This is a genomic window from Tunturiibacter psychrotolerans, from assembly GCF_051013365.1.
GTDB lineage: Bacteria > Acidobacteriota > Terriglobia > Terriglobales > Acidobacteriaceae > Edaphobacter > Edaphobacter psychrotolerans_A.
In genome coordinates, this window is the sequence record NZ_CP132941.1 from 308,494 (window position 1) to 323,382 (window position 14,889).

Here is a 14,889-nt window from a genome sequence, read left to right on the forward strand (position 1 = left end):
CATCGGCAAAATTAGGTCACAAAATCTTTAAACCAAACGAAGACTATGGTTACATTTGGGGACGGTCAAGGATACGAAAGTTGTAGCCTCAAAGAGAGGTCCCGGACGCATCTAACGAATACGTCCTCAACCGTCCGAGACCACAGGCAGCAGCGAAGCATGCAACTAGCGGGAGTTGAAAGTGCGCGACGGTCAACGCGGTGATTACGCGTCCGCACTGGCCAATGCATTTCATCAGGTTGCGTTTCATAGTTAGTATCCTCAGTGCGTTTGCGAGAGCTTCTTTTTCTCGATAAGCACGGGATCAACCTGAAAAGCAGTCTCCGCGAAATCACAGGTCCACGTTGAATTACTTTGGCATGGCCATTCTCATTTCGTTCTTACTCGACTAACAACTCTTAATAAAACTAGCTAACCCTTCTGCGCTTCAAAGGTCTCTCCTAGTTGCAGTTGTTGTTGGTAGATCTTAGAAAGTCTGCTGCGCAACGCATCCATCGTGTTACGAGTTTCGCCCTCTGAGTCTCCAGCTGCGGATATGGCAGCGGCTTGCAAGTTTGATCTTTGCTAAGTGGTGAAGAATAGTGCGAGAGTTTGATCGCTCAGTAAAGCGGATAGTGGCGCGGTCAATGACCGGATGTGCAAACTCTTTTCCATCCCAAATCTTCGCCGTTTGACGAACAAGAATAATTATCGTTTACTAGTTCTTGATGCAGCACTCTCCCAGCGTCGAGACTCGTCCCTTCCGCGAACTTTGTGCGGACTATGGACTCACCGCGACCCACCAGCGCCAAGTTCTCTACGAGGTCATGCAGACGATGCCTGGCCATCCCAGCCCGGAAGAGGTCTACGCGCGAGTCAAAAAGCGTATACCCGCCATCTCCCTCGCGACGGTTTACAAAAACATTCACCTCTTCGTCGAAAGGGGCGTGCTAAAAGAAGTCAGCATGCATCACGGTTCCCTCCGAGTAGAGCTGAATAGCGACCCCCACCACCACATGGTCTGCTCACATTGCAAGGCCATCACCGACATCAAGGAAAAGGATCTTGGCGTCCTCCCAACACTACAACGGTTGCCTGGAGGCTTTCAGGTGGAACGCTACGCGATCGACGTCATTGGAATCTGTGCCGCGTGTCAGAAAGCAGAACGCAGCTAACACCATCCACTCGCTGACCAAACGGAATAAGTTGCAGTATGTGCGAAGACTACAAAAGCAATATTTGACAACCGACACCTGCCCTCCAGCAGGTGTGACAACTAGAACTTGCTAACCGTCGGCCTGCGCGGCCCAATCGGGGATAGGTTCCCCAGCAACGAGAACGAAGGAGTGAAAATGTCAAGTGAAGCGAAATGCCCCGTGCCACACGGCAACGGCCCAAGCACAAATGTCACCGCCACAGAGACTGCCTCGCCGATGCATGGCGCTGTCACGCACAACTCGCGCAAGATCACGCGCAACGAGCATTGGTGGCCTGACCGCCTCGACCTCGCCGTCCTGCACCAAAACACCAAGCTGGCCGACCCGATGGGCCAGGACTTCGATTATGCGGCGGAGTTCGAGACCCTCGACCTCGAAGCTGTCATCAAAGACCTTCACGCGTTGATGACCGACTCGCAGAGCTGGTGGCCGGCCGACTACGGCCACTATGGTCCGTTCTTCATCCGCATGGCATGGCACAGCGCTGGTACGTACCGCATTCATGATGGCCGCGGCGGCGCAGGCATGGGCACGCAGCGATTTGCGCCGCTCAACAGCTGGCCGGACAACGTCAGTCTCGACAAGGCTCGCCGTCTGCTGTGGCCCATCAAACAAAAGTACGGCAAGAAGATCTCCTGGGCCGATCTCATGATCCTTACCGGCAACGTTGCGCTTGACTCGATGGGTTTCAAAACCTTCGGCTTCGGCGGCGGTCGCGCTGACGTCTGGGTTCCACAGGAAGATATCTTCTGGGGTTCGGAACATACATGGCTTGGCAGTGATCGTTACCAGGGTGAGCGAAATCTCGACAATCCTCTTGCAGCCGTGCAGATGGGTCTTATCTACGTGAACCCGGAAGGCCCCGATGGCAAGCCCGACCCAGTCGGCTCCGCACGCGATATCCGCGAAACCTTCGGTCGCATGGCCATGAACGACGAAGAGACCTTCGCCCTCATCGCCGGTGGCCACACCTTCGGCAAAGGCCATGGCGCCTACGACCCCGGTCCGAACGTCGGCCCCGAACCCGAAGGCGCACCCATCGAGCAGCAGGGCCTGGGCTGGAAGAATGGCAAGGGCAAGGGGCACTCGGAAGACACCATCTCCTCCGGCCTTGAGGGCGCCTGGACCAGCAACCCCATCAAGTGGGACATCGAGTACCTCGACAACCTCTACAACTACGATTGGGCTTTGAAGAAAGGCCCCGGCGGCGGCTGGCAGTGGTACGCCGTGAACGAGGAAGCTAACATTCCTGACGCGCACGTCAAGGATAAGAAGCACCTGCCCATGATGTTCACCTCGGACCTCGCACTCAAGTTCGATCCCGAATACGAAAAGATCGGCAAGCGCTTTCAGAAGGACCCGGCCGCGTTCGCCGACGCTTTCGCTCGTGCGTGGTTCAAGCTCACACATCGCGATATGGGTCCCATCGTTCGCTACCTTGGTCCTCTGGTTCCAAAAGAGCAGTTGATCTGGCAGGACCCCGTTCCGGCCGCCAATCACGAGCTCATCGGCGAAGGGGAGATCCGTGCACTGAAGGAGAAGATCCTCGCATCCGGTCTGTCGATCTCGCAGCTCGTCTCGACTGCCTGGGCGGCGGCGGCGTCCTTCCGCGGCTCTGACAAGCGGGGTGGAGCGAACGGTGCACGCATTCGGCTAGAGCCGCAGAAGAACTGGGAGGTAAATCAGCCTCTGGTGCTCGCGAAGGTTCTCAGCACGCTCGAGGGAGTTCAGAAAGACTTCAACGCGACAGGCAAGAAGGTCTCACTCGCCGACCTGATTGTTCTGGGCGGTTGCGCTGCGGTTGAAGCGGCTGCGAAGAAGGCTGGATACGATGTTACTGTTCCCTTCACGCCTGGCCGCACGGACGCTTCGCAAGAGCAGACCGATATTGCTTCCTTCGCGCCGCTCGAACAGACCGCCGACGGCTTCCGCAACTACCTCCGTCTCGGCCATTCCGTGCGCGCCGAGGATCTGCTCGTCGACCGGGCACAGCTGCTGACTCTAACCGCTCCTGAGATGGCCGTCCTCGTTGGTGGCCTGCGTGTCCTTGGTGCCAACTTCCGTGGCTCGAAGAATGGTGTCTTCACCACGCAGCCTGAGACGCTGACGAACGATTTCTTCGTCAACCTGCTCGACATGGCGACCGACTGGAAGGCATCTTCTACTGCGGAACGCTCGTTTGAGGGGTTGGATCGCGCGACAGGTGAGATTAAGTGGACAGCCACTCGTGTCGACCTGATCTTCGGTTCCAACTCTCAACTGCGGGCCATCGCGGAAGTCTACGCATCGGCCGACTCGAAGGAGATCTTCGTGAAGGACTTCGTGGCCGCGTGGAACAAGGTCATGAACCTTGACCGCTACGACCTGCGCAAAGAATAGTTCGTCGCTTGTACCTTAACTCCGCAAAGAAGGGGGGCTACCACAGGGTAGCCCTTCTTTATTTGCGGCCCTCAGGACGGGAGGCAACCGTCGATACCTGATCCGAGAAATCGTCACATGGGACTGCCTCAAGATGACGAGCGTTTGGCAAATGCCGCATCAATTAGGCACTCCTTGTCGGATTATTTTAGAAGTTAGGTCGCAAGCTTTGGATTAGGTTGCCATCTGGGGGAGAATAGAAAGACGCTTATCGGTGAATTTGGATTGAAAGGAGTTGCAATGGGATTGGATCAGGTGCGCGCGAAGTACACGGAGCTTCAAAGTGCGGGATTGAAGCTGGATTTGACACGCGGGAAGCCTTCGCCGGAGCAACTGGATTTGAGCAATGCACTGCTGGCGCTGCCAGGCGATGGAAACTTCAACGCAGGGGACGGCACCGATGTGCGGAACTACGGTGGGTTGCAAGGTTTGACCGAAGCTCGTGCATTGTTTACCGAGCTGGTAGGTGTGCCCGTAGGGCAAATTGTGCTGGGCAATAATGCCAGCCTGGCGCTGATGCATGACACGATCATGTTCGCTCTGTTGAAGGGGATGTGCGACAGCGAGAAGCCATGGGGCCGCCAAGAGATTTCGTTCCTGTGCCCGGTGCCTGGGTATGACCGGCATTTTGCTATCTGCGAGGCGCATGGGATCAAGATGATTCCGGTGCCACTGCTGGATGACGGCCCTAATATGGATGCGGTGGAGCAGCTGGTTGCGAACGATGCCAGCATCAAGGGCATGTGGTGCGTGCCGAAGTACAGCAACCCAACAGGCGCGGTGTATTCAGATGAGAATGTGGAGCGACTGGCGGGAATGAAGACTGCGGCGAAGGACTTCCGGATCTTCTGGGACAACGCGTATGGTGTGCACCATTTGACCGTGGAGAGCATTGGCCTAGCTAACCTGATCGAGCTATCTGTGGCGAAAGGAAATGCGAATCGCGCGTTTGTTTTTGCGTCGAGCTCGAAGATTACGTTGGCGGGCGCGGGGATTTCGGCGGTGGGTTCGTCGAAGGAGAACGTGTCGTGGTTGTTGAAGCAAATGTTTCCGCAGACGATTGGTTCGGACAAGGTGAACCAGCTCCGGCATGTGATGTTTTTGAAGGATGCAGCGGGGATTCATGCGCTGATGGCGAAGCATCGTGCGCTGCTAGCGCCAAAGTTTGAGGCGGTGCTGAAGGTGTTTGCGGCGGAGCTTACGGAGCTGAAAGATGTGGGCTGGACCAAGCCGAAGGGCGGTTACTTCATCAGTCTGGAGGTGCCGAAAGGATGCGCGAAATCGGTAGTCGCGCTGGCGAAGGAGGCGGGCGTCGTGCTGACACCAGCGGGGTCGACGCATCCGCTAGGGGTCGATCCAGAAGATCGCGTAATCCGGATTGCGCCTTCGTTTCCCTCGCTGGCGGATGTGGAGCAGGCAGCGAAGGTAGTGGCGGTTTGCGTTCAGGTGGCGGCGGGGGAGATGGTGTAAGAAGTTCGAATCAGAGGCGAGTCTTGCGCTTTGAACATGAAGCGGATTCCCGAGAGCCATCCCGCCGGCATGTATCCCCGAGAACGCCAGCGGGCTGCGCTTCCTTTCATTCAAATTGGTTCTCAAATTTTGATGAAGTTTGGAGAAGGAGTGATTCGTAAATGATTTAGAATGTGGCTCCTGAGGTAGGACTCGAACCTACAACCCTTCGGTTAACAAAGGCAGTCATGAACCCAGGAGAGCCAATGTTATCAATGGAGTAGAGAGGTGCACATGGGACGATTTGGAGCCCCTATGGCGCACAATTCGGCGAAGAATTCGGCGAAGAATAGAGCTGGGATAAGGTAATCGGCGAACCGTCCCTGAATACCTGGTCGTGTACAAAACGGAGCCGAAACGGTCTCAGCCTGCTATCGCGGGCTGTTCACTCAATTCTGACTCTTGGTCGTCACGCCTTCTGACGGGGGCGCAACGAATTAGAGTTCAGTATCTCCCCTTCATCTAACGAGTTGCTCAACAACGACAGGTCTAACGCAGTCGCGGTTTTATCCTTTTCAGGGACGCGCTCTACCATTGAACTATTCAAATCAATCTTACTATCACGCCAATGAATAGGATCAGCATCGAGCGTAGCCGACATCTATGCCGTTAAGAGTGGCGATGATCGTTACTGGACCGTAAGTGTCACATTCGTTGCATGTACTAGGGACCCGGAGGTTCCTGTGATGGTGATGGTGTAGGTTGCGTCCAACGGCTGCGTAGGCGGTAAACCGGAGCTGCTGCCGCTGCCGCCTGAACTGCATCCGATTAAACTGACCGTTGCGGCAGCCGCGACAAAAAGAAGCGTCGTCGCGAGGAAGCGGCCGAACTTTCCACTGAACCTTCTCCTTCGCATCGAAAGTGGAAGAAGAAGAGCGCCCAAGACGAGCGGCATGATCTCTCGGCCTGGCAACCTACGCTGTGGCTCGAGCGATCCTGCAGTTGTCGGCAGATGGATCATAAGACTTACGTTGGTCGGTCCGGCTCCCATAGAAATAGTCGCGGGCGTAAGGGTGTAGGATGCTCCCGCCGGAAGTCCACTGACGCTCAGCGAGATCGCAGCCGGGAAGGTCGTCGTTCCGGCTGGAGTAAAAGTTAATGCATACGTTGCAGTGCCTCCGGGCGCAATTGTTTGAGATGTGGAAGAACTTGAGCTGCTTTGAACGGCTAAGCTGAAGTCCTGCACAGTCTCGGCCAGTACGGGGCTTGAGAAGGGCGTGAAGTTTGGATCTCCCGAGTAGATCGCGGTCAAATTGTGTGCGCCTGCCGAAAGAGTCGATGTGGTAAGGGTCGCGTGACCGCTGACGAGGGTCCCGGATCCGAGTGTGTTCGTTCCGTCCATGAAACTGATGGTTCCACTTGGGCTTGCTACTGTGGAGGAAACCGTCGCTGATAAGGAAATGGCGCTCTGAGCAAGTGTGGGGTTCGCGGAAGACGTCAGTGAGACATTCGGTGTCGCCGGGCTAACGACAATAGTTTGCGACACACTGGGAGCAGCGGCGAAGTTTGTGTTGCCTGCTTGGCTCGCTACGACTACGACGGTTCCGACGCCTGTCAGATTCAAGTTATTTCCCGCAACGTTGGCTGGACCGGTGACGGTAAACGTTACTGGAAGATTAGAGGATGCTGTTGCCCTAAGCCCTATCGAAGCCGATCCAAACGCGACCGGAGAGGTGAGTGTGGGGAAGTTGATCATCTGGGGCGTGCTCGATGCCGACCCGATCACATTGAATGTTAATGCAGGCGAACTGGTGCCTGGAGCCGGATTCATCACGACGATCTGCGGGTCTGAGGCCTTACTGACATCTGAAAATGGAATTAGCGCGACCAACTGCGTGGCGCTCACATAGGTGGTCTGCCGAGTAGAGCCATTCCAGAGTACAAGAGAGCCTGGGATGAAGCCCCCTCCGTTGACCGTCAGCTCAAACGTTGGAGAGCCGGTCGCTGTGCTGGCGGGTTGGATAGAGGAAAGGGTTGGCGTGCCTCCACTCCCCGTTTGCGCGAGGCTGCTGCGCAGAATGTAAACCGAGTTGTTAGTTGTAGTATCACCTGTGCTATCAAAGCATCGAAAGGCTAGGCCATCGGTACCCCAGCGAACCAGATCCTCAATGAACGGACAATTATTAGTTGGGACGGAGAGTTGTCCAGCCTCGTTAAAGGTAGACGAGTTGTAGCTGATGATCGTAGATCCTGATTCGAGGTTGTCTAAGATGAAAGCACGTCCTAGAGCCGCGTCCGCAATAACTGAAGGCTCGTAAAATAGTGATCCCGGAAACGTGCCGAGCAGCTTCATGGCGACGGGGTCCCATACCTGCCCAGAGTTGGTATAAAGCAGCTTTCCATCGGAGGCGGCCATCGAGCCGGTCGTCTGATTGCAGCATTGGATTCCTCCCGGGCTCAACGTGGTCAACGTCGTGGAAGTAACTCCTGTAATTCCGAAAAAGCTGCTGCCAAACGGATAGGAATAAAACTTTGTCGGGTCTGAGGTAAAGGTGATGGTGTCGATGGTATCGCTCAAATTTTGAGAAGTGCTTTGAAAGGTGGCGAGTCCCGAGTCAGTGTAAAGCGCAATGCCTGCCTCAGGAGGTGAGGCGTTGCGTGACAAGGAGACGACAACCGATTGCGGTGAGCCCGGCACGACCTTCATGTCGGAAATGGTCGCGGGCTTCGCGGTTAAGTCATCAATTGGCAATGGAAACGTGCGCTCGATCTGCGATGTCGTCAGGTTGATTCGTTGCAGCGTGTGATCCCCGTTAAGCGCGACGTAGAGATAGGTCCCATCATCTGAGAGAGCAAGCTTTGCCGGATCACTACCTACTGCGATCGTTGTTCCCATCTTTCCGGTAAACGGATTGATAGGCTGGACTCTGTTTGGGTTTGCTGCTGCGGTCGCTGGACTCGACGCATAGAGCATCTGAGTCACCGAGTTATAGACGAGACCTGCCGCGGAGACCGGTAGAGGGCGATACACCGGTAGAGGAAAGCTGGGGCTCTGGCCGCCAGGCGATGGGTTCACGACGATCACCGGTAGTTCACCTACGACCGTGAGAAGAGAAGCATCGATCGTCACAGACAAATACGTCGAGCTTTGATAGGTCGTAGGGTGCGGCTCTCCGTCGATCATCACGAAAGATGTCGGGAAGAAGTTTGTTCCATACACAGAGAGGGTCACCGCTGTACCTCCCAGTGCGACTGAAGGGTCGCCAAGACGCGTGATGGAGGGTGTCGTGTAGGCCGCGATTGCCGTACCGGCGAGCGTTATAGTGACGATTGGATTAAGTGGGTCGTTGGTGGATATCGTTAACGCGCCGGTTCTTTTGCCAAGTGCAGTCGGCTGAAAAGCTATCGAGATGGCGCATGCATTTTGTTGGGCGACTGGGGTACTGCAATCATTACTGGTTATATTGAAGTCGCCGGTTATCGTCGTACCTGACGAACTAATCAGGAGGGGGGCGGTTCCGACATTGTTGATGAGGACGGCGAGATTGGAGCCACTGGCGCTTACTCCGAGCACCTGCGGCGGGAAGGCCAACTGATTCTGATATACGGAAATGGAAGGTGCCGTCGCATAACCCGAGATAGGAAGGTCGTAAACAGGTACTGGCGAGTTCGAAGCAATCAAGACAGAGGTGGAGGAGTTCCCTCCCACAATAGGAGTGAAGTTGACTGCGATCGGACATGAGGCGGACGGGGCTATGGCACCGACGCAGTTTCCTGCAGGAGCCAAGGTATAAGTAGACGGACCTGAAAGCTGAACGCCCGTTATGTTTAACGGGGCGTTTCCGCAGTTGGTAACGATGAGGTCTGCCTCGCTAGACGTTCCGACCTGGGCTACTGCGTAGGCGTTGGAGAAGCAGATGCCGGGGCCTGGTGTATTTGGATCGATCAGAGCAGCAAAGCCGTAACCGGTGTTCGTGTTCGTTGCTTGCAGCACTGGGACTGCCGTTAGATACGACGACGAAGTTGTGGGTAGGTCATTCATTCCCGTCCCGGCGATATGCGCTCGTCCCTGCGTGTCCATCGCAATGGCGCTCACCCGCGAGTTGCCGAGCGCGCCGTTGAAGTACGTAGAAAAAAGCACCGTGCGGAGCAATGGGTCAAATTCGGTCACATATCCAACCGTCGAATAAGACCCTACCCATTGAGGAAGAGACACAAGGGGATTTGCCAAGGGAACGACTGCGCCCCCGCTGTCATTAGCTGCGATCCAGACATTTCCCGCGGAGTCGACAGCGACCCCGTTGACGGTCCCCTCCGGGTCGCCTGCTGGCGTATTTAGGTAGGTGCTGTAGACGAGTTGAGTAGCATCGGTATTTATCTTGACGATGCAGTTCAACGAAGGAGTGGCACTATAGGCACCGGTAGTAGGAGTACACCCGCCGTTCACTTGGCTGCCGACCGCGATCACCTGCTGGTCGCTCGTAAGAGACATACTGCTCATGACACCCAACGGAACGAAGGTTGAGTAAAGAAATTTGCTGGCGTCAGGAGCGATCTTGGCGATATAGCCCCCACCCTGTGTCGCCGAAGCCGGAAGAAATACTCCGTCCGTAGTTGGCCATGGAGTGACCGAGCTGAAGTTTGTCGTTCCCGCCGTACCACCAACATAGATGTTGTTATCGGAGTCGAGCGCCATGCCAGCGACAGCACAACATTCCGATGCTTCGCCGGTCGCGCCCAGAAGAGCGCTGTAGGCGAGGTTGCCGGTTGGTTGAAGCTTAGTCAGGAACACGTATGAGTCGGTGTAGTCGGGCGTACCCGCGTTCAGCACACCGGAAGTGACGGGAAGATATGCGGAGTTTGTCGTGCCACTGACGTATACGTTCCCGGATGCATCGATTGCCAGCCCTCCGGTGAGAGTGGGTGCACTATGGTTCGCTGAGTCGGTTCCACCAAGGCGACTCGAGAAATTGAGCGACGATCCATCAGAAGTCAACGAAGTGACAAATCCATCAGAATTGTAAGAACCAACTGTTCCCGCGCTGATGGGATTCTTAAGAGGAAAGTCGGAAGATTGTGTGGTTCCCGCTACGACTACATTCCCGTTGCTGTCCACTGCAATGCTCGTGGCTTGCTCGTAATAGCTGCCGCCGAGGAAAGTGGAGAATATCTGCGTCGTACCCTCAGCATTCAGTTTCGTAATAAAGATATCGGGTTGATTCGCCGCGCACGACGAACAAGCGCCTTGTACCGCCCCCGAGGTGACAGGATAACCCGAAGAAAACGTCTGACCGACAACGTACGTGTTACCCGCCGCATCAACCGTTACTGCTGCTACCGTAGCCGTCGTATTGGCCAAATAAGTCGCATAGTCCAGAACCGGATCGATGACCAGAGCTGAGGTCGGATCGAATGTTTCCACGCTAAAGCCCACCTCATTCTCGCTTAGGAGAACAAAGTGACCGTTCTCTTCGATACGGCGGCCATTTTTTATCTGATAGATGTGCGGGGCTCGTAATAAGACTTCAGTGTCGCCGACCGTGACACCTAGGTCACCGCCTGATGATAGTGAGATACGGTCTGCCCCGGTGTAACGCATCCTGATTTCACGGTAATCCGCTCCCGGCTGCACAATGAAGTCATGCTCGATCTTCCCGCCGCTTCCATAGAACGTCAGATCTATTCCTGGGTAGACTTCGTGGTAGTCAATTCGTTTGTACTGCGGAATGTGAGTTATCCAAGCAGCCGGCTGAGAGCCTATAAGGTAATTCGACTCCCCGGAGCCCCTTTCTGAAGAGGCAGGATGCGCCTTGACGTTGCTGCCCGCGAGCGCGATCGCGAACTCCCTACCCTCCGAAGACAAATGAAGTTTCATACGACTTGCGGAGAAACCGATCTGCAAGGCACCTGCGTGAGCGAGGTAATCTGTCCCTTCCATACCTTGTCCCTCGTTTGGTTCAAAGACCAGAGGAATTCGGGATGCTGAGACGGCTGCGCGGCTATTACTCGAAGCGCCCGGGCTTTGGCTGAGGGCTGCGGAGCGCATGGTGTTGGAAGTTATGACCTGCGCTGATGCCGACTTGTTGGAGGAAAGCAAAAAGAACGACAGGAAAAGGCAAAAGTGAAGGCGCATGGAACTCCACGAGCGGAGAAGTGATAAGAATCAGTTCAAGTTAACCCAGTAATTCTTTATTGTCGAGTCAAATTCAGATCTCGCGGTCCTGAACGTTCGAATCGTCTACTAGGGCTGAATATCCTTCCTAATGAGTTTCCGCAGATCATTTCGAAGGGCTCGCGAATTCACTTATCGCGGGCGTCGATTAGCACCGACAAGTCCGCTTAGGTCGAGTAATCGTCATCTGGACGAGGAACGGGCTAAGTCGTTCTAACTATAGTGCCTGTCGGGGGCAATGTGGGGTATGTACCCGGTTCCCGAAATCTGCTATACACGCAGATAGACCCATGAAACTCCGTCTGATTGTCTTGTCCGCTGCCGTAATTGCGACTCTACCGCTGCCGTCCCATACACAAACTCTGGCGACCTCCGTGGATCCGTACCGCGATGAGCCGTTTGTCTTTGAGCGGTACGACACCACTACAACAATGAAGTCCGACGGCACCGGAGACATAGTGCAGCATGTGATCGTTCGCATTCAGTCCGACGGTGTGGCGCGGCAGTTCAGCGTGTTGAATCTGTCTTACGCTTCAGCAAATTCAACCGCGGCGATGGAATTCGTACGCGTGCATAAGCCGGACGGCAGCACGGTAAATACGCCCGTCGACGACGCCATGGAGATGCCCGCGGAAGTAACCCGTGAAGCGCCGATGTACTCGGACCTGAAAGAGAAACACCTCCCCGTGCGTAGCCTTGCGTCGGGCGACCGGCTCGAATATCAGTTCCACACCGTTCTTACCAAAGCGCAAGCGCCGGGACATTTTTGGGGGGCGGAGCATTTCCTGGTACAGGGTGGCGTGGTTCTGGAACAGAGTCTAACGCTTGCCGTGCCGGAAAAGACCTATGTGCAGGTTTGGAGCCCAAACCACAAGACGATGCCGGTGACGCGCGACGGAATGCAGGTGTGGACGTGGGCCTCCTCGCAGACCAAGGCCAGCGCGCGCGACGAAAACGGCAAGATGACCGCGGCCGAAGTGAAAGATCCGGACGAGGACGCCGACGGACGCAAGCTGCCCAGCGTGGCATGGACCACCTTCCATAGCTGGGCCGAGGTTGGCGACTGGTACCGCAGCCTGGCAGAGCAGCGCCTCCAGCCCACCGCCAGCGTGCGAGCTAAAGCCGAAGAGCTGACCAAAAATGCAGAGACGCCTCAGGAACAGGCAGAGGCGCTCTATCGCTTCGTTGCGACGCAGATCCGCTACATCTCGCTCTCGTTCGGTGTTGGCCGCTTCCAGCCGCATACACCCGACGAGGTGCTTGACCACGGCTACGGCGATTGCAAGGATAAAGACACTCTGTTGGAGAGCCTGCTGCGCGCGAAAGGGATGACCACGGCACCCGTACTGATCGGGGCGGGAATTGCGCCGGTGATGGATGTGCCATCACCCTCGGTCTTCAACCACGCCATCACGACAGTCGAGCTGCCTGACGCAGCCGGCAAGCCGGAACGAGTCTGGCTCGATTCCACCGCTGAGGTCGCACCTTTCCGCGTGCTCATGCCTGTCATCCGCGATCAGCAGGCCCTTGTCATCCCGGATAAGGCTCCGGCCGCACTTGAGAAGACCCCGGCGAACCCGCCCTATGCCTACTACGAAGACTTTGTCGCCGAGGGCACGCTGAACAGCGACGGCCTGTTGAAGAGCCACATGGTATTGACCGCGAGATCTGACAATGAGCTTGATTTGCGCTCCATGATGCAGCGGCTATCACCTGCGCAATGGGACGACGCGATGCAGTACCTATCGGGGGCAATGGGGTTTGGTGGTAAGGTGAGCGGCACGGACATGCACCAGACCGATGCATCTGCGCCGGTGAAGATCACCTACGATTACAGCCGCGAGAAGTACGCTGGGTGGGAGAACAATCAATCGTTGCCTCTCTTCCCCACCGTTGAACTCACTCTTGTGAGCGAAGAGAAGGCGCCCGAACACGATATCGACCTTGGCGCACCGCGTACCGTCGAGGCTCACAGCACCATGGCCCTTCCCGCGGGCTATCGTGCAGAGCTGCCCGACGCCGTTCATGTCTCCCGGGAATTCGCTAGCTACGACAAGACATATCGCCTTGTCGACGGGAAGGTCATCGCGGATCGCAAGCTGGTCGTGAAAGTGCATAAGCTGCCGCGTGACCGGTGGAAGGACTACATCGCCTTTCAGAAAGCAACTCTGTTGAACGATGGGGAGCCCTACCTGCGGCTCATTCCACCAGATCATCTCACGATCATCAAAGGGGGTACGAAGAGCACATCCACCACGCCGGCCAAGGATACGACGCCTGCCGCCGAACCCTCGAACCCCTCTGATACGCGACAGCAGCTGGTAGAGATTACCGCTATGCTGCAGCGAAGAGATACTGTTGGGGCACGCAGCCGCCTCGAAGCTTTACGCAAGAGTTCGCCGGATGCGCCTTATGTCCTGGGTATGCTTGGGATCGTCAAGGCGACTGACGGGGATCTGGACTCCGGTGCCCGCGATGTCGAAGCAGAGATGAAGCACATCCCGATGACGACCCCTGGATGGTTCTCGGACTGGCCCAGGAATACGCCAGCAAGCAGCGTTACAGCGATGCTGAAGGATTGCTGAACAGGTGCGGCGGTAGCAGCGATCGGGTTCAGCAGATGCGAGTCTCTGTGCTTGACAAACAGGGCGACTACACGCATGCGCTCGGAGTTCTGCGCGATCTGCAGGCGCGTCAGCCCGAAGACCGCGCGGTGGCCTCACAAGTGGCAAGCACGCTATACGAACTGCATCGCAATGAAGAAGCCGCCATGGCCGCGAAGAAGGCGATGGATGGTAGCGATGATCCGGATGTCATCAACAATAACGTCTACGTGCTGTCGGAGACGAAGATCGATCTCCCGTTCGCGGAGACGCAGTCGCGCCGTTCGGTCGATCTGCTGGAAAAGGCGACCGCGTCACACGTTTTGGAAGAGGCAAATACGAAGGCCTTTGCCGACTCAGCGAACCTCACAGCCTCGTGGGACACGCTGGGCTACATTCTGCTGCTGGAGAGCAAGCCGAAGGAGGCCGAGCCTTACCTGCGCGCAGCATGGTTCTCACAGCAAAACGTAATCGTCGGCAATCACCTGGCGCAGGCATTCGAGGCTCTGGGCCGCAATGCAGATGCGCTATGGATGTACCGGCTCGCGAGGCAGACGGAGCATGCGGCTGATGCGAAGCAGGACTTTGCCGAAGTGGCTGCGGCCATTGCGCGCCTTGAGAAGGCCGGGGTCAATGCAGCCAGCGGCGAGCACTTTGCAACGTCGATGCAGGACTTTCGCAGCTACCATGTGAAGAATGGCGCAGGCGCGGAGGGTGGCGGCACACTACGTCTCCAGTTGAACGCCGATGGCATCGCGGCAGCCATGCTTGTCTCTGGTGATGCAAAACTGAAGCTCCTGCTGGACGAGGCAAAGTCGCTGCGTCTGCCCGGCGCGGAGCCAGCCGGATCCTCTGCGCGTGTTCTGCGCGATGCGGTTGTGTACTGCGGTAAGAAGAGCTCGACCTGCGATTTGGTATTTATGCTCAACTCTGGTATCGCGGTGGAAGGCGCGTCAGAGTAAATTCGCGACGTGGTTTCGTCGCCCCGTCCCCACTGCCAATACGAACAAGCCACCAGCCAAAGCCAAAGCCAAAGCCACGAAGGACAATA

At 56.3% G+C, this 14,889-nt stretch carries 6 protein-coding genes; 5 read left to right on the forward strand and 1 reads right to left on the reverse strand.

Annotated elements, in window-relative coordinates; all coding sequences use genetic code 11:
- Positions 1-707: 707 nt before the first annotated feature.
- From RBB76_RS01275 to RBB76_RS01285, 3 genes are all read left to right on the forward strand, one after another.
- A complete protein-coding gene (locus RBB76_RS01275; RefSeq protein ID WP_429633252.1) occupies positions 708-1,154 on the forward strand; it encodes a Fur family transcriptional regulator in 447 nt (148 codons plus the stop codon).
- A gap of 177 nt (positions 1,155-1,331) precedes the next feature.
- Positions 1,332-3,575, forward strand: coding sequence for a catalase/peroxidase HPI (katG, locus tag RBB76_RS01280; RefSeq protein ID WP_429633250.1), 2,244 nt, complete (start codon positions 1,332-1,334; stop codon positions 3,573-3,575).
- Between the two features lie 279 nt (positions 3,576-3,854).
- Positions 3,855-5,084 (forward strand): aminotransferase class I/II-fold pyridoxal phosphate-dependent enzyme, encoded by a 1,230-nt coding sequence (locus tag RBB76_RS01285; RefSeq protein ID WP_429633248.1) that lies wholly within the window; start codon positions 3,855-3,857, stop codon positions 5,082-5,084.
- Between the two features lie 667 nt (positions 5,085-5,751).
- Here the strand turns inward: RBB76_RS01285 and RBB76_RS01290 are convergent.
- Positions 5,752-11,001 carry a choice-of-anchor D domain-containing protein gene (locus RBB76_RS01290; protein WP_429633246.1) on the reverse strand — a complete coding sequence of 1,750 codons (5,250 nt, stop codon included), beginning with the start codon at positions 10,999-11,001 and terminating at the stop codon, positions 5,752-5,754.
- A gap of 524 nt (positions 11,002-11,525) precedes the next feature.
- Here RBB76_RS01290 and RBB76_RS01295 point away from each other — a divergent pair.
- Positions 11,526-13,820 (forward strand): DUF3857 domain-containing transglutaminase family protein, encoded by a 2,295-nt coding sequence (locus RBB76_RS01295; protein ID WP_429633244.1) that lies wholly within the window; start codon positions 11,526-11,528, stop codon positions 13,818-13,820.
- Positions 13,754-14,800 (forward strand): hypothetical protein, encoded by a 1,047-nt coding sequence (locus RBB76_RS01300; RefSeq protein WP_429633242.1) that lies wholly within the window; start codon positions 13,754-13,756, stop codon positions 14,798-14,800. Before RBB76_RS01295 ends, RBB76_RS01300 begins: the two co-directional genes overlap by 67 nt.
- Positions 14,801-14,889 lie beyond the last annotated feature (89 nt).

Coding starts and splice junctions, on each gene's coding strand:
- RBB76_RS01285 (WP_429633248.1), top strand. CDS start 3,855: ATGGGATTGGATCAGGTGCGCGCGAAGTACACGGAGCTTCAAAGTGCG.
- RBB76_RS01275 (WP_429633252.1), top strand. CDS start 708: ATGCAGCACTCTCCCAGCGTCGAGACTCGTCCCTTCCGCGAACTTTGT.
- RBB76_RS01290 (WP_429633246.1), bottom strand. CDS start 11,001: ATGGAAGGGACAGATTACCTCGCTCACGCAGGTGCCTTGCAGATCGGT.
- RBB76_RS01295 (WP_429633244.1), top strand. CDS start 11,526: ATGAAACTCCGTCTGATTGTCTTGTCCGCTGCCGTAATTGCGACTCTA.
- RBB76_RS01300 (WP_429633242.1), top strand. CDS start 13,754: ATGGTTCTCGGACTGGCCCAGGAATACGCCAGCAAGCAGCGTTACAGC.
- katG (WP_429633250.1), top strand. CDS start 1,332: ATGTCAAGTGAAGCGAAATGCCCCGTGCCACACGGCAACGGCCCAAGC.